This is a genomic window from Polyangium jinanense (genome assembly GCF_028435265.1).
Taxonomy (GTDB): domain Bacteria; phylum Myxococcota_A; class Polyangia; order Polyangiales; family Polyangiaceae; genus Polyangium; species Polyangium jinanense.
In genome coordinates this window covers 305156-325809 of record NZ_JAGTJK010000003.1, presented here as the reverse complement: position 1 = coordinate 325809, position 20654 = coordinate 305156, and the positions used below count along the sequence as shown (strand labels likewise).

At 70.2% G+C, this 20654-nt stretch carries 16 protein-coding genes; 3 read left to right on the top strand and 13 right to left on the bottom strand.

What is annotated here, in order from left to right; translation table 11 throughout:
* Positions 1-211: 211 nt before the first annotated feature.
* A complete protein-coding gene (locus KEG38_RS09965) occupies positions 212-1663 on the bottom strand; it encodes a hybrid sensor histidine kinase/response regulator (protein WP_272418923.1) in 1452 nt (483 codons plus the stop codon).
* Positions 1664-1717: 54 nt separating this feature from the next.
* Between KEG38_RS09965 and obgE the strand changes: the two genes are divergently transcribed.
* Positions 1718-2746 (top strand): GTPase ObgE, encoded by a 1029-nt coding sequence (gene obgE, locus KEG38_RS09960; protein ID WP_272418922.1) that lies wholly within the window; start codon positions 1718-1720, stop codon positions 2744-2746.
* 43 nt (positions 2747-2789) lie between these two features.
* On the opposite strand, the gene KEG38_RS09955 is transcribed toward obgE, so the two are convergent.
* The 10 genes from KEG38_RS09955 to KEG38_RS09910 form a co-directional block, all read right to left on the bottom strand.
* The gene (locus KEG38_RS09955; protein ID WP_272418921.1) at positions 2790-4034 is read right to left on the bottom strand and encodes a guanine deaminase; all 1245 of its coding nucleotides are present in this window, start codon (positions 4032-4034) and stop codon (positions 2790-2792) included.
* A gap of 45 nt (positions 4035-4079) precedes the next feature.
* Positions 4080-4664, bottom strand: a complete 585-nt coding sequence (locus KEG38_RS09950) for a hypothetical protein (RefSeq protein WP_272418920.1) — start codon at positions 4662-4664, stop codon at positions 4080-4082.
* A 45-nt stretch (positions 4665-4709) separates the two neighbouring features.
* Complete coding sequence (locus tag KEG38_RS09945; protein ID WP_272418919.1) at positions 4710-5804, bottom strand: SUMF1/EgtB/PvdO family nonheme iron enzyme; 1095 nt, start codon at positions 5802-5804, stop codon at positions 4710-4712.
* 19 nt (positions 5805-5823) lie between these two features.
* On the bottom strand, positions 5824-7959 hold the full coding sequence (locus tag KEG38_RS09940) for a sulfatase-like hydrolase/transferase (RefSeq protein WP_272418918.1): 2136 nt from the start codon (positions 7957-7959) through the stop codon (positions 5824-5826).
* Between the two features lie 103 nt (positions 7960-8062).
* Complete coding sequence (locus tag KEG38_RS09935; protein WP_272418917.1) at positions 8063-9322, bottom strand: hypothetical protein; 1260 nt, start codon at positions 9320-9322, stop codon at positions 8063-8065.
* 60 nt (positions 9323-9382) lie between these two features.
* Positions 9383-9988, bottom strand: a complete 606-nt coding sequence (locus KEG38_RS09930; RefSeq protein WP_272418916.1) for a hypothetical protein — start codon at positions 9986-9988, stop codon at positions 9383-9385.
* Positions 9985-10944 carry a hypothetical protein gene (locus KEG38_RS09925; RefSeq protein ID WP_272418915.1) on the bottom strand — a complete coding sequence of 320 codons (960 nt, stop codon included), beginning with the start codon at positions 10942-10944 and terminating at the stop codon, positions 9985-9987. The genes KEG38_RS09930 and KEG38_RS09925 overlap by 4 nt, the downstream gene beginning before the upstream one ends.
* 210 nt (positions 10945-11154) lie before the next feature.
* Positions 11155-12690 (bottom strand): serine/threonine protein kinase, encoded by a 1536-nt coding sequence (locus tag KEG38_RS09920; RefSeq protein WP_272418914.1) that lies wholly within the window; start codon positions 12688-12690, stop codon positions 11155-11157.
* A gap of 129 nt (positions 12691-12819) precedes the next feature.
* Positions 12820-15351 (bottom strand): HEAT repeat domain-containing protein, encoded by a 2532-nt coding sequence (locus KEG38_RS09915; RefSeq protein ID WP_272418912.1) that lies wholly within the window; start codon positions 15349-15351, stop codon positions 12820-12822.
* Positions 15352-15396: 45 nt separating this feature from the next.
* Positions 15397-16440 (bottom strand): hypothetical protein, encoded by a 1044-nt coding sequence (locus tag KEG38_RS09910; RefSeq protein WP_272418910.1) that lies wholly within the window; start codon positions 16438-16440, stop codon positions 15397-15399.
* A gap of 72 nt (positions 16441-16512) precedes the next feature.
* Here KEG38_RS09910 and KEG38_RS09905 point away from each other — a divergent pair, with 72 nt between their 5' ends.
* Entirely contained in the window at positions 16513-17421 is a 909-nt protein-coding gene (locus tag KEG38_RS09905) for a hypothetical protein (protein ID WP_272418909.1), read from the top strand.
* Here the strand turns inward: KEG38_RS09905 and KEG38_RS09900 are convergent.
* Entirely contained in the window at positions 17418-18332 is a 915-nt protein-coding gene (locus KEG38_RS09900) for an ROK family protein (protein ID WP_272418908.1), read from the bottom strand. The genes KEG38_RS09905 and KEG38_RS09900 overlap by 4 nt on opposite strands.
* 53 nt (positions 18333-18385) lie before the next feature.
* Here KEG38_RS09900 and KEG38_RS09895 point away from each other — a divergent pair, with 53 nt between their 5' ends.
* Complete coding sequence (locus KEG38_RS09895; RefSeq protein WP_272418907.1) at positions 18386-19672, top strand: MFS transporter; 1287 nt, start codon at positions 18386-18388, stop codon at positions 19670-19672.
* Here the strand turns inward: KEG38_RS09895 and KEG38_RS09890 are convergent.
* Positions 19669-20637 (bottom strand): phosphoribosylaminoimidazolesuccinocarboxamide synthase, encoded by a 969-nt coding sequence (locus tag KEG38_RS09890; protein ID WP_272418906.1) that lies wholly within the window; start codon positions 20635-20637, stop codon positions 19669-19671. The genes KEG38_RS09895 and KEG38_RS09890 overlap by 4 nt on opposite strands.
* Between the last annotated feature and the right edge of the window lie 17 nt (positions 20638-20654).

Below are 20654 nucleotides of genomic sequence, written 5' to 3'. Positions count from 1 at the left end.
AAACCGGCAACTCTTGTCAATGGCGCATTAACGCTTTCCGCCGAAACAGGAGGATGAAACGAATCCAGTATGAGCGGTTCTCCACGTCGTGGGAACGGAATGGGAGCGGGCATACCGCACCGGCGACGCGCGCTCGGTGCGGCACTGTAGGGCCAGCGTTGAGGCCAGAAGGCTTTCCCTGACGCGCGCTGTCCTGACGGACCGCGCGCGCTTAGCCCCTCGGCAAAATCACTTTGACCGTGGTGCCTTCGCCCTTTTTCGTGTCGACGACGACGCGGCCACCATGCTGATCGACGATTTTGCGGACAATGGCGAGCCCGAGCCCGGTCCCCGCGGCCTTTGTCGTGAAAAACGGGTCGAAGATCTCGGCGAGGATATTGGGGTCGACGCCCGGACCGGTGTCGCCGATGGAGAGCCACGCCTCGCGCTCGTCCGCGCCCACCCGCGCCCGCAAGGCGCCGCCCTGGGGCATCACGTCGAGCGCGTTGACCACGAGGTTCAAGACGACCTGCTTGAGCTTCTCGACGTCGCCGAGCGCAACGACGCCCGCCGCAAGCTCACGCACGAGCTCGAGCCCATGCGCGGCGATGGCCTCGGCCTCGAGGTCGAGGACCTCGTCGACGACGCGGCCGAGATCCAGCGGCTCGCGCTGCGGCGCCCGCGGCCGCGCGAGCTCCAGGAAGTCCGTGAGCAACCGTTCGAGGCGTTTGATCTCGCTCTCCACGATGCGCACGCGCGCCCGCATCGGATCCCGCGCGGCCGGCGCTTCGAGCCGCTCGATGCCCCGCGCGAGCAGATGGAGCTCGAGCACGGCGGCGTTCAGCGGGTTTCGGATCTCATGCGCGAGCCCGAGCGCGAGCGGCGCCATCGCGTTCAAGGCCTCCGCGTCGGCCGCGCGTCGTTCGAGCGCGCGCCGCTCGGTCACGTCGATCCCGATGCCGTAGACGAGCTCGATCCGCTTGCCCGATCCACGGACGGGGCTCAGGTGCCAGCGAACGCGCCGGATCGCGCCCATGGCGTCGCGCACGCCGACCTCGATCTCGTTCGCACCGCCGCCATCGCGGACGGCGACGAACGCCTGGCAGAACTTCTTTCGCGCGTCCTCGTCGATGATGTTGTCCGGCAAGGCACCGCCGAGCGCGGCCTCGGTGGAGACGCCGGTCATGGCCGCGAGGCGCGGGTTCCAGAGGGTGACGTCACCCGAGGCGTCGAGGCCAACGATGAGGACGTCCGCCGCGTCGACGATGGCGCGGTAGCGGCGCTCGAACTCCTCGCGCTCGCGCTTCAGGGCGATCTTTTCGAGGGCCTGCGCGACGGTGGAGATGAGCTCGGCGGGGCGGAAGTTCTTCAGGATGAACGCGAAGGCGCCGGCGCGGAGGGCGGCGATGGCCGTGTTGACCGTGGCGTTGCCGGTGACGAGGACGATCTCGCCGTGGGGGCAGGCCTCGCGCAGGGGGCCGATGAGGTCGACGCCGCTGCCGTCGGGAAGCTTGACGTCGACGACGGCGACCTCGAACCCGTCCTTCTGGGCCCGTCCGAGCGCCTCGGCGCCGGTTTCGGCGAGCGAGACCTCGACGTCGAGGTCCGGATCCCCCGAGAGGACGTCCCGGAGGTTCTTCGCGAGGCTTTGGTTGTCGTCGACGATGAGGATCCGTGCCGCCAATTTCCTCTCCTCCGCTGCCCGTATCCCTATCATTGTGGTAGAAGCCGCGCCGCCATGCGGTTCGTCGACGAGTGTAGGGTCAAGGTGGTAGCAGGCAGCGGCGGCAACGGGTCCGTTGCCTTCCGCCGGGAGAAGTACGTGCCCTTCGGGGGCCCCTCGGGCGGCGACGGCGGCCGCGGAGGCGACGTCGTGCTCGTCGGCGACGAAGGGATGAGCACGCTGCTCGACTTCGTCTACGCGCGGACGATCGAGGCGGAGCGGGGCGAGCACGGTCAAGGTTCGGACTGCCATGGGCGCGGGGGCGCGGACCGCGTGGAGCGTGTGCCGCTCGGTACGCAGATCTACGACGCCGAGACGGGCGAGCTCGTCTCGGACGTGACGGCGCATGAGCAGCGTGTGGTCGTGGCGCGCGGGGGCAAGGGGGGTCGGGGCAACATCCACTTCAAGAGCGCGGAGGAGCGAGCTCCACGGCGCGCGGAGAAGGGAGACCCGGGCGAGGAGCGAGAGCTTCGCTTGGAGCTCAAAGTGCTGGCGGACGTGGGGCTCGTAGGCTTTCCGAACGCAGGCAAGAGCACGTTCGTCGCGTCGGTGTCGAAGGCGCGGCCGAAGGTCGCGGACTACCCGTTCACGACGCTGACGCCGACGCTCGGGGTCGTGGAGATCGGCGGCGGGAGGCGGTCGGGCGGCACGCATTTCGTGATCGCGGACATCCCGGGCCTCGTGCCGGGCGCGAGCGAAGGCGTGGGGCTCGGGACGCGATTCCTGAAGCACCTCGAGCGGACGGGGGCGCTCTTGCACCTCGTGACGATCGATCCGGGCGAGGGGCGGGATCCGCTCAAGGATTACCGGGCGATCCGGAAGGAAATCGCGAAATACAGCGAGGCGCTCGCGGCGCGGCCGGAGATCGTGGCGCTCTCGAAGGCGGACCTGCCCGAGGTGAAAGAGGCGTACCCGGCGATCCGGAAGCGCTTCAAGCGGGCGAAGATCGACCTGCACCTCGTGAGCGCGGCGACGGGGGAAGGGATGCCGGAGCTGATTGCGGCCTTGTGGCAGATGGTGAGCGAGGGGCGGCGCTCCGCCTGAACGAGCGGCGCGTTTTTCGGACCATCACATTGAGCCGTGCCCCTCACCCACCCACGACACGACGCCCCCGCACGTACGTCTCCCGGACGGGCGTCGTGTCGCTGCTGAAGACGATCCGCGAGAGCACGTCGTTTCGCTCCTGCACATAGGCCGGGAGCTCGATCACGCAGAAATCCGCGTCCTTGCCGGCCTCGAGGCTGCCGGTCTCGGGCGCGATCCCGAGCGCCTCGGCGCCGCCGAGCGTGCCCAAGCGGAAGAGCTCCTCCGGGGTGATCGGATCGCCGATGCACATCGCATTGTCGTACGTGGAGGACATGATGCGCCGCAGGTCGAAGGTGCGACCCGCAGCGACATCCGTGCCGAGGGCGACGGGAATCGAGCGGGTGCGCGCCTCGTCGAGGCGCATGCGGCCGCTGCCGAGGAAGAAGTTCGAATCGGGGCAATGCGCGATGCGCGCGCCACGCGCCCGGACCCGATCCCATTCGTCCGGCGAGAGGTGAATGGCGTGCGCGAGGAGCGTGCGCTCGCCGAGCAGGCCGGTGCGGTCGTAAATGTCGAGGTAATCGGTGGCGAACGGGTGCACGGCGAGCGCCGCCCGGCACTCGTCGGGGTTTTCCGAGACGTGCGTCTGGACGAACAGGCTGTGATCCCGGGCGAGCCGGCTCGCGCCTTCGAGCAAGGCGCGCGAGCAGGTGGGCGCGAAGCGCGGGGTGATCACGAAGGAGAGGCGGCCTCGATCGTAGCCGTGGTAGGCCTGGACGAGCTCGGCGCAGGCGGCGAGCGCGCGATCCGCATCGACGCGAAGGGGTTCGGGGCAATGCTGATCCATGAGGGTCAAGCCCGCGAAGGCGCGATGGCCGCTCCGCGCGAGGGCCTCGAAGAGGACACGCGTGGCCGCAGGGTTCGAGCTCGAATAAAGGACGGCCGTGGTGGTGCCGGCCGCCGCGAGGCGATGCGTGAGCTCGGCGGCGACGGCGGAGGCATGGCGCTCGTCGAGGAAGCGCGCTTCCTCGGGGAAAACGGTGCGCTCGAGCCAAGGCAAGAGTGGGCCCGTGGCGCTGCCGATGACGCGGGTCTGCGGGTAATGCAGGTGCGCGTCGACAAACCCGGGCACGAGGAGGAAAGGACGAACGTCACGCACGAGGGTGCCATTCGGCGCGCCCGCCCAGGGCTCGACGGCCTCGATGCGACCGTCTTCGCCGATCACGAGGACGCCGTCTTCGAGGAACCGGAGGCCCTCGCCGCCCGAACACGCGGTCATGATCCTGCCGCGAAATGCACGCTTCATGATCGCCCCCCTCTCGCGCCGCACGTCATGGAAAGCTGAGAATCGTCAACGAATCGCAAGCTGACTCCTCTGCATCCACCCCATGAGCACACCCTCGGCGCCGGTTTGCAAGACGAGAACCCACTCGCCCTGCTCCCGGACGACGAAGACCGAATCCCCGACGTTCACCTCCCCCGTCGGATCGGCGTCCTCCGCGGCCGAGAGGCGCAAGGTCGCCTTGCGACGCACGACGGCAGGCCGCATGCGGCCGCGCGGCGCGCCCTCGTCGGGCTGCTCCGCGGAATCCGAAGACCGGGCCGAGGCGCGTGGTCCGTCGCGGAGAGGGTCGAAGCGCGGGCCGAGGAGCGGGTCGCTACCCTGATCGTCGTCGTCCGCGTCCTCCTCGGCGAGCCCGGCCCCGATCGGGTGCGGCTCGGTCGCGGGTCCTCCCAAAGGCGCGCGGAGCATGCCCGAAGGGCCAAACGGCGCGAGGCCGGCGGCGCGGAAAAGCGCAGGCGTCGCGGAGACGGCGACGAAGCAAGCGGTCGCGACGAGGAGGAGCGTGGTGAGCGTGTCGATCCAGCGCCCCGGGCGCGGCGCGGGAGCACGGCCTTCGGGGGAAGGAGGCGGGGGCGCGGAGGAGGTCGTCACGAGGTCGAGGATAAGCCAGGGCGGGCGGCGCGGCAGGTCCCGCGGCTACTTGAGCTCCCGCGGCAGGGGCGCGACCGCAGGATCCGCGCTGAAACTCTTCGCCTCCAGCGTGGTCCCGACCCCGGCGCAGCAGCGGAAGCCCTGCTGGTAGAAGGTGTGGTTCTCGTCGTGCGAGCGCGTGGAAGGCCGGCAGCGCGTGCGCACGGGGCCCCAGTAGCCGCCCTTCAGGATGGAGGCGTGAGCCTCCCAGCTCCGGACGTTCTTGGTCCACTCGTCGACGTTGCCCGTCATGTCGTAGAGGCCGAACGGACTCTTGCAGCGCGGACGCGAGCCCGAAGGGACGCCCTGCCAGAGGCGGTCGAGCTCGTTCATGGCGGCGAGGCCGTCGCGGGGCTGCATGGCGCGCTCGTTGTAGGGGCGCCACTTGTTGTCGATGACGCACGCCTCGGTGTCGCGCACGTAGCCGTACGGATAGGGCTGCGCCTCCTCGCCCTCGCAGGCGAACGTCCATTCGAGCTCGTCACAGAGGCGCTTGCCCTGCTCGGCGCAAAGCTCGTTCGCCTCGTGGAAGTTCACCATGATGACCGGATAATCACCCTTCCGGTTCGGGTACTCGAAGCGATCCATGCAGAAGTGCATGGGCTTCGTGGGCAGCTCCTTCGAGAGCGCGAGCCACTGGTCCCGGTCGAACTCGGCGCAGCGCTCGGGGTAGTCGCGGTTGATCCACTTCGTGCAGGTCTTCTTCTGCAGCTCCTCGACCGATTTGCCGTCGTAGGCGGCCGTCGCCGAGGGGTCGACCTTCATCGTGCCCTTCACCTCGACCATGCCGCCCGGACAGGCGCCGCGGTTTGCCTCGAGCATGTCCGTGGTCTCGGTCGGCTCGACGGAAGGCGCGACGATCTGCCAGTGCTTGCCCCCGACGAGGCGCCACTCATGGGTGGGCTTGCGCGGGACGATGCCGCGGATCGCGCCGAGCGCGAGCGAGAGCGGCAGCTCCTGCTTGGCGGCGAACTTGACGATGCCCACGGCGGAAGCAACGACGCAGGCAAGCACGCTCGCGCCGACGACGGCATGAACGGTGCGTGATCCGCGCGGGGTCGGCTCCGGGGCAGGCGGCGGGGACGAGGTTTCTGCGGGCATGACGGTTCGACGCGCCTCGCTAGGGTGATGGTGCAATCTCGGCGGCGAGCTTCACGAGCCGGGCCACATCGTCCGGACGGCCTTCCGAGAGGTCTTTCGTCTCGCGCGGGTCGGCCCCGAGATCGAAGAGGAAGTTGCGGTTCTGCTTCTTGCGCTCGATCACCATGAGCTTGAGGGGCCAATCGATCAAGGCGACCCGCTTCGAAGCATACGCGAGAACGGGAGGACGGCGCGCCGCGCTCGGTTCGAGGCGCGCGTACGGCAGAAGCGAGACGCCCGAGACGCCGTCGAGCGGCGCATTGCCCAGGGCGAGCACCGTGGGAGCCACGTCGAGCGTGCTGACCGCGCCGTCGCCGTATCGACCCGGGCGTCCCCCGGGCAGCGCGACGACGAGAGGCACGCGGATCATCTCCTCGTAGAGCGAAGAGCCGTGCCCCTTGTCGCCGTGCTCGTCGAAACCCTCGCCGTGGGAGCCGTGGACGATCCACGCGACGCGCGAGGCGCGGCTCCACTTCGACACGAACGCCGCGATCTGCCCGATCTGCTTGTCGACGAAGGCGATCTCGCCGTCGTAGAGGCCTTCCTGGCCGCGGCCGAAGCGCAGACCCGCGTGCTCGAGGTAACGCTCGTGGGCGTCGAAGAGGTGGATCCAGAGGAAGATCGGCGCGTCCTTCTTGCCGAGGTCTTCGAGGACGGAGAGGGCCGCACGCGTGGCGAGCGCGCCCGTGACGCTGCGCTCGGGGTGCTCCTCGCGATAGACGGGCTCGAACCGATCGAACCCCTGCGCGAAGCCACGATCCTCGCTGAGCCACGTGAACGAGACGACGGCGGCCGTCGCATACCCGGCCCGCTTCATGCGTTCGGCAACGGTGTCGATCTCGTCCGCCAGCGTGGGCCACTCGCGGCGGTTGTGCGGGGTCTGCGAGAGGGGTTTGCCCGAGACGAGCGGCGCGAGCGCGCGCTGGGTGTCGCTGCCCGTGGCATACGCATGCTCGAAGAGGACGCCACGCGCGGCGAGCTCTTCGAGGTGCGGCGTGGTCTTCTGGTCGTAACCGTACGCGCTCGTATGATCGGCGCGCACGGTGTCGAGCGTGATGAGCAGGATGTCCGGGCGTGAAGGATCGAGGGCCTTGCCCGCAGGCTCGGGCGCGGACGGCCGAGGCGCGGGCGCAGGCGTTGCGGACGACGGAGGCGGCGCGGAGCTGGGTGTGGCCGCGGGGGCTTTCGCCGGCGCGTCGGGACGAGGCGTGTCGGCGCCGCTGCAGTCCTGATCGATGCCGTCGCCGGGCACGTCCTCGGCGCCGGGGTGGCGCCGCGGATCACCTTCGTCACAATCGCCGCCGCCGAAATGCGCGCCCATGCCGTCGCCGTCGCGATCGGTCCAGCGCTCGAGGGCCGAGAGCATCGTCGCCGCGAGTCCCCCGCCCGCCTGCACCGCGCGCCCGAGCGGCGGCGACGATTCGAGCCGCGCCGAGGCCGCGATCATGAGCACCGCGGCGAAGGGAACGCCGAACGCGGAGGCGAGCTTGAGCAGCCTGTCGCTGAGCTCGATCGAGGCGACGAGCGCGGTCGCGAGGACGGCGATGGCGAGGTCGACGAGCGCCGCGCTGACGGACGCGGAGCCCGTGCCGCCCGATGCGCGATACAGCCAAGCCGCGACGACGAGCAGCGGCAGGACCGAAACGACGGCGCCACCCGCCGCGACGTGGAGCGGGCGAACGCCGCGCGCGACGAGCCCCTGGCCGATCTCGACCATGCGGCGCGCGACGAGCGCGCAGGCGACCACGACGAACGCGCCGAGCACGCCGAAGGTGGCGCCGCCGAGGCCACGATGATGCGTGAGGGCCTTGAGCAGGCCCGCAAGGACCGCGAGCGCCGGGAGCGCAAGTCCAATCCAGAGCGCGATCCCGAGCGCCGCCGTGGGCCCGGCGCCCGCGCCGAGCACGCCCCGGAGGCCACGCCCTGCGGCGCGCAGGAGCACGATGGAGAGCGTGACGAGGGGCAGGAGCGCTGCCGTACCCACGAGCAAGCCGTCGAGGAACGTCCCGCCCGCGCCGCTCGTCCGGAGCGCGGTGGGAACGGCCGAAAAAGCCGCGACCGCGAGCGCGAGCACGCACGCCTCCCCGAGGCGCATCGTCCAGCCGGTCTTCGTCATGCGAGGCGGAGGTGGGTGCGGAAGGGGCCCATGACGGCGAGGGCGTAGCACCAGGCCACGGAGCCGAAAAGACGAAACCGGCGCGGCCCGAGGCCGGAAAAACTCAGGGCCCCGCGGGGCACGAAAGACCACACACGGCGGCGACTTGCCCGACGCAGTTATTGTCCCAGGTATCGCAGCAGCAATAGGGGTCGTTGTCGCAGATCGCCTGGATGCACTGGATCTCGACCGCGCTTTCGGCGCAGCTCGTCGGGGTCAGGGCTTCACCGGGCTGGCAGATGCCGTGGTTGCAGCCGGCGTTCTTGCAGCAGGACCCCCCCCTGCAGATGCCTGCGCAGCAGTCCGTGGCCTTCGAGCAGAAGCTACCTTCCTGCCTGCACTGGCCGCACTGGCCGTTGATGCACGAGCCGCTGCAGCAGGTGTAGCTCTCGTAGCAACCCTCGCCGTCGTTCGCGCACTGGCACGTGCCCTGGCAGTGAAGGGTGCAGCACTCGTCGTCGTTGTCGCATTGCTGGCCGGTCTCGGTGCACGCCGAGGGCTCGACGCAGCGCTCGATGCCGGGCTTGCAGAAGAGGTCGCCGCAGCACGGATCGGGCCCCGTCGGAGAGCAGGGTGCGGAGAGCGGCAGGCAGCCCGCGCTGCCACAGATCCCGAGCGTATCGTCGCAGCCGGCGGCGTTGCAGCAGTCGCCGTCCGCGAGACAAGGCGCGTCGTCCGGCGTGCACTTGGGCTGCGTGCAGATGCCTCCGTCGCAGAGGCCCGAGCAACAATCGACGTCGCCCATGCAGTTGAAGCCGTCGGGAAAACAGGTGTCCGCGCTGCACACGCCCGAGGCGAGGCAGACGCCGCTGCAGCACTCGAAGCTGTCGGTGCAGGGCTCTCCGGGCACGACGCACGGGGTGCCGCCGCAGGTCGGCGGATCGCCTTCACACTTGCCGGTGCAGCAATCGACGTCGGCCTTGCAGGACGAGCCCGTCGTCACGCAGCAGCTCTGCCGGCTGCAGACGGAGGCGCCACCCGAGAAGCCGCAGCACTGCTCGTTCGTCGTGCAGCTCTGCCGGGGGTTGCGGCAGATCGGGGGCACGTCGAGGCAACGGCGCGCGCTCTTGCAATCCGTGAGGCAGCCGGAGAGACCATCGAGGAAACTCGCCTTGCCCTCGGCAGTCGCCACCGCGAGCTGCGAGCTCACGTGCCCCTCGCACTTGGCGAAACCCGCGTCGCCATAACAACGCCCGAGCAGATCGCAGAGCGCCTCGGGCGCGGAGGCGTAGCCGTCGAGATCGAGGACGCCGAGGCAACTCGCGGCGCCGATCGAGACGAGCGCGGCGAGGAGCGCCGAGAGCACGCGGCGAGGCCGGCGCATGGCGCTTCGAGAGGACAAAGGTTCGGGGTGCGGCGCTCCGGCGTGCACGTTCGAGTCCCCCTAAGGTTTGTCGCCGAAGCACGTGTCGAGCGGGGCCTTGCAGTTCTGCTCGAGGCACGTGTGGCACGTGTCCTGCGGATCGGCCGTGAGCAGCTCGATGTTCTGGCAAAACCCCGTGCAGTCGTTGGTGCACACGGTGCACGCGCAGTCCCGGAGCTCCTTGAGCCGCCCCCGGCCGGACGCGCACTCGTACGTCATCCCGTCGCCCTGCTCGGTGGCGATCTGGAAGCACGTGCGGCACGTCTGGCAGGTGTCCGAGGTCGAGCACATGAGCACCGAGTCGTTCCACGGACAGCACTCGCACCCGGGCTTCTCGCCGTTGCAGCCGGGGATCGCGGCGTAACACTCGGCCGCGTGCTCGCAGATCGTGCCGCACTGCTTCTTCTCGAACGTGTCGAGGAACGCCGTGCGCTCGGCCTCCGACGCGGCCGTGATGCGCGCCTGCGCGCGCGTCGCGCACGACGTGACTTGTTCGAAGCCGGGGCACGTGCAGAGCGCGGCGGCGGCGTCCTGGTAGCCCTCGAGATCGAGCACCGTCGCGCACCCGCCGACGAGGCCAAACGCGACGAGGATCGCGGCGATCCTCACGCCGAGGGGCCGCTTCACAGCGCGCCCCCCACGACGAGCCCGCCGCCGTTCGGCCCGGCCCACGGGGCCACCCACACAGGGCGCGGAACGACGACGCCCGTCGCGGGGCGAGGCGGCGGTGCCGCTGGGGGCGCCGTGAGGAGGAGCGTCACGCCGACCGCGGCCGCGACGATGCCGCCGAGGCCGATCCACTGACCGGCTTCGGCGAACGCCTGCGCCGAGGAGATCGCGGCGAGACCGTCGGGCGTGCAGAACTTCTCCACGCAGGCCGACCTGTCGCTCGCGGCGCCGCGCTTGGCGAGCGCCACGCCTTCGAGCGCGCCCGCGGCGATGAGCCCCGCGGCGCCGAAGCCGCCGACGACGAACCCCGCGAGGCGCTGCTTGCTCGACCCCGGCGGAGGAGGAGGAGGCGGCGGCTCGACGACCTTGACCTTTCGCGGCTTCGCCTTGTCGAGCGCCTCGATGTCGAGCGTGATCTCGGTGCGATCACCTTCCTTGGTGACGCGAACGCGCTCTTCCTTGAGCTTCATGCCGTCGTCGCGCAGGACGAGGAGGTCGTGCTCGGCCGGGTCCGCGGGCAGCTCCACGCCGAAGACCGCGGGCGCGAGCTTGACCTGATCCCACAGGATGTCGACGCCCGGGACCTCGTTCTGCACGTTGATGACGACCTTCGGCAGCTTCGGGAAGAGCGCGTCGCGACGGCTCCGGGCGAAGTCGGCGCGTTTGTCCCCGTCGCGCAGCGCCTTCTCCATGGCCTCGCCCCACGTCGACCACGCCGTCGCGGTGCGACCGAGCTTCTCGTAACAGTCGGCGAGGTTGAGGAGCGTGCCGAGCGTCGGATCGAGCCTGTAGCTCGCGTCGAACTTGGGGCAGGCCTCGAAGTACTGCTTCTCGCTCATGAGCTTCTTCGCGGCCTGGAACAGAGCGTCGGCGGCGGCCGGATCGTTCGCCCGTGCAACGGACGAAGAGATCACGAGCCCGACGCCAAGGGCTAGGGCCGAGCCCCCGCGCAGCGCTGCACCGCGCGCGCGTGACGCGCGTGGCGTTGTCCGACCAGGCAGAGGGCCCTGCATGCGAGAGTGTTCCATCCGAGAAGACCGCCCCCATGGGAGCAGCATCGTTCGCACTTCAGCGTACCCTATACCCCAGCTCCCCGGGGAAGCCGAAGAAACGGCAGGGGCGTCTCAGTGCCGGCCCGACAGCGGATCGAACGACTTGTTGTTGCGCGGACCCACGGTCCCCTTGAACGGATAGGTCGTCGTCGTGGTGGGATGGGGAAACGGCCTCGTGGTCGCCGTGGGCGCCGCGTCGCTCACCCCCGCGTCTGCGATCTGCGTGTTCGCCAACGTCGGCGAAGGCGAAGGTGTTGGATTCATGACGGTGTGCTGCGCATCGTTCATCGGCACGACCGTGGGCGGGTACGCGGATGCGGTCGTCTTCACGTCGGGCGAGGCAGGCCGCATGCTCGGATCGTCCGTGCTCACGGGCGGAGGGCGCATGAACCAGAGCATGGCGCCCCCGAGCGACGCGCCCACGAGGAGCGCGACGGCCGCGGCGCGGAGCACTCGGTTCTTCCGGGACGGCGCGGTGCCGAGCTTCATGCCCGTGAGCGTGAGCGGCCCTGCGGAGCTCTTGCGCTGCGTCTCTTGCGGCGTGAGCGTCGGCGGCGGCGCGGGATCGGTGGGCGGAGGCTCGCCGAGCAAGGTGAGCTGCGAGGCGCTGAGCGTCGCGGCCGCCGCCGTGGACGGGGGCGGGGTGAGGTGCTTCGCGTCGATGATGAAGCGACCGGTGATCCGATCCGGCCCGCTCCCCGGGCCGGGGAACGTCTCGATCACACCGAGCGACTTCGCGAGCGCCGTGACCGCCTCGCCGGCCGAGGCGTAGCGCACCTTCACGTCGCGGGCGCAGCACACGGCGAACCAGTCGTCGTAGTCGTGGCCGAAGGGCGCGCCGTGCTCGCTCGGGATGGGCATCGGCTCGTACGCGATCTGCGCGATCAGATGGGTGATCGTCTCGGCCGTCCAGATGTCGCGGCCCGTGAGGAGACGGTGCGCGATGAGCCCGAGGGCCCAGACATCCGTTTGACCACAAATCTTGGACGACTCGCCCTTCGCCTGCTCGGGCGACATGAAGAGCGGCGTGCCGAAGATCTGCCCCGTCGTGGTCGCGGCCGCGCGGACGAGCTCGCGCGAGGCCTCGCCGGTGAGCTTGGCGATGCCGAAGTCGAGGATCTTGATGCAGGGCGTGCCGTCCTCGCGCGTCGTGAGAAACAGGTTCTCGGGCTTGAGATCGCGATGGACGATGCCGAGGGCGTGGGCCTTGTCGAGCGCGCGGGCCGCCTGGCGCAGGTAGAGGACCACGTCGGTCGGCGGGAGCGGCCCGAGGCGCTCGATGCGCTGATCGAGGTCCTCGCCGCGCAGGTACTCCATCACGAGGAAGGGCGCGCCGTTCAGGTTCGCCGCGACGTCCGCGTCGGTCACGCGGACCACGTGATCGCTGTTGATCCGCGCCGGCGTGCGCGCCTCGCGGCGGAAGCGCTCGAGCGCCACGGCGTCCGAGATCACGGCCGAGTGCAAGATCTTGAGGGCGAGCTGTTCGTCCGTATGGACGTGCTCGACGAGGAACACCGAGCCCATGCCGCCGCGCCCAAGCTGACGCACGACGCGGTACCGATCGGCGATCACGGTGCCGGGCTTGATGTTCTCGGCGGGGTTACTCACTTGCGCCTTGGTTCCTCCGATCCCTGCCTCCCCTGAAATTACACGGATCGCAGGGCAACCGCTACCGCGCGGTGCGTACCGACGGGCGGGGCCTCCGTCCCGGGCCGAGGACGCCCGAAAAAGCAGCGATCACTTGCACTTGGAGGTTGCTTCGAGGGCCGCTCGCGCGAGCTCCCGCACGTTGCGCGGGACCTTCGGATCGAGCAGCGGCGCGAGCCTCGCGCGGAGATCCTGCGGTTTTATGTCCCCAAGCGCCGCGATCCCCGCCGCGCCGAGGGTGCGCTCCCCTTCGCTCATGGCAAACGGCGTTTTTCGCGCGAGCTTCGTCCACGTGTCCACCTGGGAACGGTCACACATCGCCGCGAGCGCCAGGATGGCCCGCGCGCGCACCTCGGCCTGCTCCTCGTCGTTCCCGGCGAGCTCGCGGATCGGGCCGAGGTAGGCCGTCGCCTGGTGCATGCCGAGACCATCGAGCGCGCGGCCACGGACCTCCGGCGAGGCGTCGCCGAGCGCCGCCGCGAGCGCCGCGTCCCCCGCCTTCGTGCTCGGCATCTCCCCGAGGCTCCGGGCCGCGTTCGTCCGTACGAACGTGAACGGGTCCTGCGCGAGGCGCTTTCCGAGCGCGGTCACGAGCGCCGCAGACGGCGCCTCGTCCGTTCGCCCGCGCGCGCCGAGCGAAAGGACCGCGGCGTCGCGCACGCGCACCTCCGGATCCTCGGAGGCTTCGAGGAGCGAAGGCAACACCAGCGGCGCGCGATGAGCGACCTCGGCGGCGCGCAGCCGCACGTGCCGATCGGGATCCTTGCGCAGCGCCGTGACGAGGAACGCCTCGGCGCGCTTGTCGCCGGCGCGCGCGAGATCGGCCGCGGGGCCGAGCAGGAGGTAACGCGTCCGGAACGGAGCGCCTTCCGTCGCGAGCGAAGCGAACGCGTCGCGCGCGCCCGGCACGAGATCGATGCGCGCACCGAGCGCCCGCAGCAGATCGATCCGCACGACCTCACTGCGCCCCGCGAACCGCTCCTTTTCGAGCTCCGCGCCGAGCGCCGCGAGCGCGCGATCACTCTTGGCCGCGTGCGCGAGCGAGCCGCGGAGCTCGCGCCGGAGCGCGTCGTCCGGGGTCGCGAGCGCGTCGACGAGGACGGGGATCGCCTCGGCCGGCGCGAGGAGCGAAAGCTCGGACGCGGCCTCGATCCGGACCTTGCCTTCGCCCTTCACCACGAGCTCGGCGAGCGAGGGTGCTGACGCGCGCCCGCAGCGGCGCAAGCGATCACGCGCGTGCACGAGCACCGGCTCCTCGGGGGCGCGCTTCGACCCCTTCTTTTCGAGCTCGGCTTGCATCACGCGTGTCCAGAACGGCGCCTGGTCGGCGCACGGGGCCGCGTCGATCACGCCCTCGGCGAGCTTCTTGCCGGCGTCGTCGAGCTTGTCGTAGCCCTGGATCGTCGCCTTCACCGCGGCGCTCCCGCCCCGCGCGAGCAGCGCCGCCGCGCCCTTCGATCGATCGCTCCCGCCCGCGAGCGCGCCCACGAGCGCCTCGGGCGAACTCTCGTCGAACGCCGTGCGCGCCGTAATCTCGGCGATCGTCACGCGCGCGTCCGCCGCGCTCTCCGGCGCGTACGCCGTGTCGAGCACGACCGACAGACACGTGGCCGTGATCGGCTCGGGGAGCTTCACCTCGTACCGCGCGCCGGCCTTCTTGAACGCGTCCTCCGGGAAGCTCACCTCGTAGAGTTTTTCCGGCGTGGCGAGGTAGATCGTCTTCGGTGCGGCGCCCCCGGACACCTCGGCCTTGGGCGGGCGCACAACGAGGTCGAGCGACGTGATCGGCACCTCGCTCGCCGACGAGAACGTCACGAACTCCCCGCGCCCCGCCCCCGTCTTCGCCTCGGACCACGCCGTCTCCGGATCCCCGTCCGTGAGCGTCGCGAACGCTTTTCCCACCGCGCTCGACGCCGTCCGCGCCACGAGCAGCGGCACGAGCGGCCGCGGTTTGTCCCCGGAAACCGGGGTCGCCGCGAGCTTCGTCGCCTCGGCGCGCTCCTTGCCGGAAAGGTTCTGCACGCTCGCGCCGCGCTTCAACGTCATCGTCTGCGGATCGACCTCGCGCGCCGAGACGAGCGCGGGCCTGCCGCACACCGTGACGTCGTCGCGTTGCTCGCCCACCACGAGCCGAACGCCTTTCTCCAGCGGCTCCTCGACCAGCACGCTCGCGCGTTCCTCGCCGTGCTCGCCCTTCGCGAGGCCCGTGAAGCCGGTCCAGAGCGTGATCGGCGCGTCGCCTTTGCCCGCGAGCGGCGCGCCGAGGAGCGCCACGAAGCTCGCGCCGCCCGGGCCCCCGCCGGCGACGACACGCACGACCTGCCGCCCGCCCGCGAGCGTCCTCGTGTCGAGCTCGGCGCCCTTCGCGACGAGCTCGAGCGCCCCCGCGGGCAGCTCGATCGTCGTGCCCGACTCCGCGTTGCAGTTGACCTCTTTCGCGCAGACACGCGCGACGATGCCCGCCTTCGACGCGCGCACGGCGAGCGCCTGCTGACCGGCGACGGCCGGGGCGACGATCGCGTCCTTCGAGCTCTTCGAATCGGGCGCGGCCTCGGACGTCGCGAGGACGAACGTGCCGGTGGCGAGGGTGGCGAGGGCGGGGAGCGCTGTGCGGAGCCGCATGGCCGCATCCTTGCCGCGATGGGGCCAGCGCTGCAACGGCAGAGGTTACTTCGGGACTTCGCTCGACGGGATCCAGAAGCCGCCGTCGTCCGGCGGGACGATCCCGAGGTGCTTCGGCAGGATGTTCGTCCAGCCCGCGACGGTCTCGAGCACGTAGACCTCGCTCTCCGCCTCGATCACGCCGATCGGCTTCGCCTTGTCGTCGCGCTTCGCGCGGATCGGGATCTCCTTCGTGACGCGCACGAGGGGCGGGGGCTTGTCGAACGTGAGCTGCGCGCCGGCGATCTGCGTGGTGGGCGGGATGTACTGGTCCATCATTTCGCCCTTCTTCAGCGGGTCGAGGTCACGGAGGCGCGCCCAGGCGTCGATGGTGAGATCGCTGCGCGACATCACGTGCACGAAGCCGAGCTTCATCTCCGTGCTCCAGAAGAGCTGCCCCGCGCCTTCCATCATGTCGAGCGAGAGGACCACGTCGCCGTTCGGCTTGTCGAAGAGCTCGAGCTTCTGCTTCTTCGTCATGTAACCGCGGCCGTTGCCGGGGACCTCGAACGGCTGCACGGTGCCCTTCGCGAGCGCGAACGCGTCGCAAGGCGCCGTCGCCCGCACGGTCTGGTTCAACGTGCCGCCAACCGGGATCTCCACGGTGAGCGAGTTCAGGCTGGCCTTGACGAGCTTCACCTTCTGCGCGCTCGCGATCCAGACGTGCCCGCCGTAGACCGAGATGTCGCGCGTCGTGAAGAGCGAGATGTCCGCGGGCGCGACGTAACCTTCGAGCCGCATCGCGCCGCTGCCCGCCGACGTCGCGAGCCGCGCTCGACCGGCCGTGGGGTCGAACGGGATTTCGCTGAGCGTCATGGGGATGTACGCGCCGTTCAGCGTGGCGATGAGGTTGCCGCCGCTCGGCGCGTCGAAGAGTTTGGTGTTCTTGGAGGGAGGGTAGGTGCCTTTGATCGAGCAGGTGGGCGCTGTGACCGTGGGCTCCGCTGTAGCCTGCGCCTCGTCCGCGTGGGCCGCGGGCGCGCCGCCGGGCACGGCGAGGAGCCAGATACCGACGAGGGCCCCACCACATGCTAAGAATCCGCGCTTCATGTCCGTCTCCCCAGAGCGAGTTTATCCAAGTCGGATGCAGGGAATGACACGAAGGACGCAACCGAGCGAAGGATGATGCAATCCGTCGAGCTTTCGTTCGCTTCCCCACGGAAGCTGCCCAAACCCAAGGATCTCCGCGGAAACGTGGTGGTCCTGGACATCGCCTTCGCCTCGGAGGCGGGGGGCAAGAGCTTCGAAACGGTAACGTTGCCCTTCATCGAGGCGCTCGGATCGCGGCTTCGTGCCTGGGTCGATCACCACGACAGCTTGCATCACGCGCGTTATGCCGAGGACGCGCGATTCGTGCTCTCCACGAAGGCCGAGCACGGCGCTTGCCCGGAGATGATCACGCCGGAGATCGTCGCGCGCGCCGGCCGTATCGACACGCTCGTCTGCCACGTGGATTTCGACGGCCTGGCGAGCGGCGCCAAGTGGCTGCGCGGCGGTGAGGAGCCGTATCCCGGCTGCGACGCGGACGCTCGGGCGATCGACACGCGGATCGGTACGCCGGGCCCGATCGCGCAGCGCATCGATCGGGCGCTCCGCGCGCGGCCGAGGGATCATGCGCTCTTCGGGCTCATCGTGCGGCACCTTTCGACGGGTCTGACGGACGCGTCGCTATGGCAGCCGATCGACGCCGCCGGCGCGGAGCTCGCGCCGCTCGAGGCGGAGTCGCGCAGGCTTGCGAAGTCGTTCGCGCGGATCGAGCCGGGCATCGTGATCGTCGACGCGACGACGCGGAAAGGTCCGTACGACAAGACGCTTCTCCTGCTCGTTGGTCAGGAGCGAGCGAGCGTGTCGGCCGTGATCGACGGGGACAACGTGACGTTCGCGGCCGCGTTCGACAGCGGGATCAATTTCCTGGAGAAGTTCGGGATCTCCGGCGGCATGCCGACGGTCGTGTCGATCCACCGATCGAAGCTCGCCTCGGCGCTCGAATCGCTCGGCGTGAAGCCCACCGAAGCGTCGCGCTTCAGCTAGATCGCCAGCAAGGCTGCACCGATCACGCCCGCGCTGTCGCCGAGTTTGTTCTTCAAGATCGGCGTGCGGAGCTCGTCGTTGAAGACGATCGCGGCCACGCGATCGCGACCCTCGTCGTAGAGAAGGTTCAAATTCGACAGACCGCCGCCGAGCACGATCGCGGTCGGATCGACGATGTCGATCACGTTGGCGAGGCCCCGGGCGAACGCTTCAAGGAGACCCTCGATCGCGGCCGCGGCGTGAATATCCTCGGCGCGACGTGCGGCGATCTCGGAGGCCGAAAGCGAGCGGCCCGCGCGGCGCGCATAGTCCGCCTCGACGGCGGGGCCGCTCGCGAAGAGCTCGAGGCAGCCGCGATGCCCGCAGTAACAGACGGGCCCGCGGTCGGGGAACACGGCGTGGTGGCCCCACTCGCCGGCGATGCCGTGTTCGCCCGGCCAAACCTGCCCGCGGATGACGAGGCCGCCGCCGACGCCGGTCCCGAGGATCACACCGAAGACGACGCCGCCCACGTACGCCGCGGCCGCGCCGAGCCGCGCCTCGGCGAGCGCGAAGCAATTCGCGTCGTTGTCGAAGGCGATGGATCGATCGAGCAGGCGCTCGAGATCCGGGCGGAAAGGGCCGCCGTTGAGGCAAGTCGTGTTCGAGTTCTTCACGAGGCCCGCGCCCGTCACGCCGCCCGGCATGCCCACGCCGAGCGGGATCGTCTTTGCGTCGAGGCCCGCCTCCGCGGCGACGTCCCGCACGAGCGTCGCGACCGCCTCGAGGATTCCCTCGTAGCCACGCTCGCGTGGCGTGGGGATGCGGCGGCGGAGGTCGACCGCCGGCGCGGCTTTCTCCGCCTCCCGAAGCACGACGGCCTCGATCTTCGTGCCGCCCAGATCCACCCCGATCGCGATCGGCTGGCGCATGCCGGGGATGTACCTGCGAGGACGCGCCGCGTCCATGAACCGCCCGAGGATGCGTGATCCGTGCGAGCATCCTGCCGCCCGTGACGAACGCCCCGAGCTCCTCCGCCTCCCCTGCCCTCTCGCGGCCCCACGCTTGGGCCCTCGCCTTGACCGCGACGCTGACGATGGCCGTGAGTTACGTCGATCGCCAGGCCCTCGCCGCGCTCGCGCCCACCGTCTCGAAGGTCTTCGATCTCTCGGACACGCAGTACGGCTGGCTCGTCTCGGCCTTCTCGGTTGCTTACCTCGCGGGGGCTCCGTTCGCGGGCTGGCTCGTCGATCACCTCGGCGCGCGCCGGGGCCTGCTCGGCGCCGTGGTCGCGTGGTCGCTCGTCGCCGCCGCGCACGCGCTCGCGCCGAGCTTCACGGGCCTGCTCATTTTGCGCGTCGCGCTCGGCCTCACCGAATCGCCTTCGTTTCCGGGCGCCGCGCAGACCATCCAGCGCGTGCTCCCGCCGGCCGATCGCGCGCGCGGCTTCGGGTTCCTGTTCACGGGCAGCTCCCTCGGTGCCATCGTCGCGCCGCAGCTCGCGCCGTTCCTGGAGAAAACCTGGGGCCTCCGGATCGCGTTTCTCGGCACGGCTCTCGTGGGGCTCTTGTGGGTGCCGCTCTGGCTCCTCTTCGCGTGGCGGAGCCCGGCGCGTGAGGTGCTCGACGCCGCACACGCGCCTTCTGCGAACCGCCCGCGTGCACGATCGGTCCTGACGCACCCCGCGGTGCTGCGTGCGACGCTCGCGATCATGGCGTCGGCGCCGGCGACCGGCTTCCTGCTCAATTGGGCCTCCAAGTATCTCGCCGCCGGACACGGCATCCCACAGGCGAAGGTGGGCCCCTACCTCATCATCCCGCTCGTACTCTTCGACGCCGGGGCGATCCTCTTTGGTCACTTCGCCAGTGTGCGAGGCCGAGCGCGCGTGGGCGGCGCGCCTGATCGTCCGCTCTTTGCGATCGGGATCGCGCTCCACGTCATGCTCGCGCTGACGGCGTTCGGGCGTACGCCGGTCGAATCGATGGTGCTCGGCGGGCTCGGCTTGGCCGGCGGCGGCGGGGTCTTCGCCATGCTCACCGCAGACATGCTCACGCGTGTACCGCCCTCGATCGCCTCCGCGGCGAGCGGCGTCTGCGCAGCCGCGCAGTCACTCGCGCTCATCGTCGCGAGCCCGGTCCTCGGCCGGCTCATCGACATCACGGGTGGCTACAGGATCCCGTTCCTGGCGGTCGGCGCCTGGGTCCTCCCAGGCTGCATCGCGTGGCTCCTCTGGTCCCCGCCCCCGCTGCACGAGGAGCGCGCGAGCGCCTAGCCCGCGATCTTCAGGTTCCGCCGGATCCGCGCGTGCGGATCCTCGAGGTTCGGCACGAACGCCTGTCCCGTGATCGTCTCGAACGCCTCGATGTACCGCCGCGCCGCCTCGACGCGCACTTCGTCCGGGATCGTAGGAATCGGCCCGTCGCCCGTGAACCCCGTGCCCGCGAGCCAGCGGCGCACGTACTCCTTGTCGAACGACTCGGGCTCCTCGCCCCGCGCGCGGCGTTCGTCGTACGTCCGGGCAAACCAGAAGCGGGACGAGTCCGGCGTGTGGATCTCGTCGATCACCACGATCCGCCCGTCCTTCGTCTTGCCGAGCTCGTACTTCGTGTCGACCAGGATGAGCCCGCGCTCCTCGCAGCGCTTCTGCCCGAACGCGAAGAGCGCCATCACCATCTCGGCCGCCTCGTCGAAATCGCGCGCGCTGATCACGCCCTCGGCGAGGATCTCCTCGCGCGACGCCGACACGTCGTGCCCGCCCTTCGGCGCCTTCGTGCTCGGCGTCAGGATCGGCGCCGGCAAGCGGTCGTTCTTGCGCAGCCCGTCCGGCAGGTGGTGGCCGCAGAAGACGCGCTCGCCGCGGGCGTAGTGGGTCCAGATGCTCGTGGAGGTCACGCCCGTGACGTACGCGCGCACGACCATCTCCACGGGCAGCGGCGTGCACTCGACGGCCTCGACCACGTTCGGATCCGGCACGGAGATCACGTGGTTCGGCGCGATGTGCTTCGTCGCCTCGAACCAGTGCGCCGCGAGCAGGTTCAGGACCTGCCCCTTCAGCGGCAGCGTGCCGAGCACGCGGTCGAACGCGCTGATGCGGTCGGTGGCCACGAGGAAACGCCGACCATCGCTCGTGGTGTAATTGTCCCGGACTTTCCCCTCGTATTTCGCGCCGAGCGCCTCGAAATCCGTGCGGTCGAGGGTCGTCCGGAGCGCTCGCTTGAGGGTGTCTTCGTCCACCATGTCGCCCGGACCTTAGC

What these genes read in the sequence shown, in the direction of transcription:
- obgE (WP_272418922.1), top strand. Translation starts at nt 1,718, where the DNA reads ATGCGGTTCGTCGACGAGTGTAGGGTCAAGGTGGTAGCAGGCAGCGGC.
- KEG38_RS09955 (WP_272418921.1), bottom strand. Translation starts at nt 4,034, where the DNA reads ATGAAGCGTGCATTTCGCGGCAGGATCATGACCGCGTGTTCGGGCGGC.
- KEG38_RS09945 (WP_272418919.1), bottom strand. Translation starts at nt 5,804, where the DNA reads ATGCCCGCAGAAACCTCGTCCCCGCCGCCTGCCCCGGAGCCGACCCCG.
- KEG38_RS09940 (WP_272418918.1), bottom strand. Translation starts at nt 7,959, where the DNA reads ATGACGAAGACCGGCTGGACGATGCGCCTCGGGGAGGCGTGCGTGCTC.
- KEG38_RS09935 (WP_272418917.1), bottom strand. Translation starts at nt 9,322, where the DNA reads ATGCGCCGGCCTCGCCGCGTGCTCTCGGCGCTCCTCGCCGCGCTCGTC.
- KEG38_RS09915 (WP_272418912.1), bottom strand. Translation starts at nt 15,351, where the DNA reads ATGCGGCTCCGCACAGCGCTCCCCGCCCTCGCCACCCTCGCCACCGGC.
- KEG38_RS09910 (WP_272418910.1), bottom strand. Translation starts at nt 16,440, where the DNA reads ATGAAGCGCGGATTCTTAGCATGTGGTGGGGCCCTCGTCGGTATCTGG.
- KEG38_RS09905 (WP_272418909.1), top strand. Translation starts at nt 16,513, where the DNA reads ATGATGCAATCCGTCGAGCTTTCGTTCGCTTCCCCACGGAAGCTGCCC.
- KEG38_RS09900 (WP_272418908.1), bottom strand. Translation starts at nt 18,332, where the DNA reads ATGCGCCAGCCGATCGCGATCGGGGTGGATCTGGGCGGCACGAAGATC.
- KEG38_RS09890 (WP_272418906.1), bottom strand. Translation starts at nt 20,637, where the DNA reads ATGGTGGACGAAGACACCCTCAAGCGAGCGCTCCGGACGACCCTCGAC.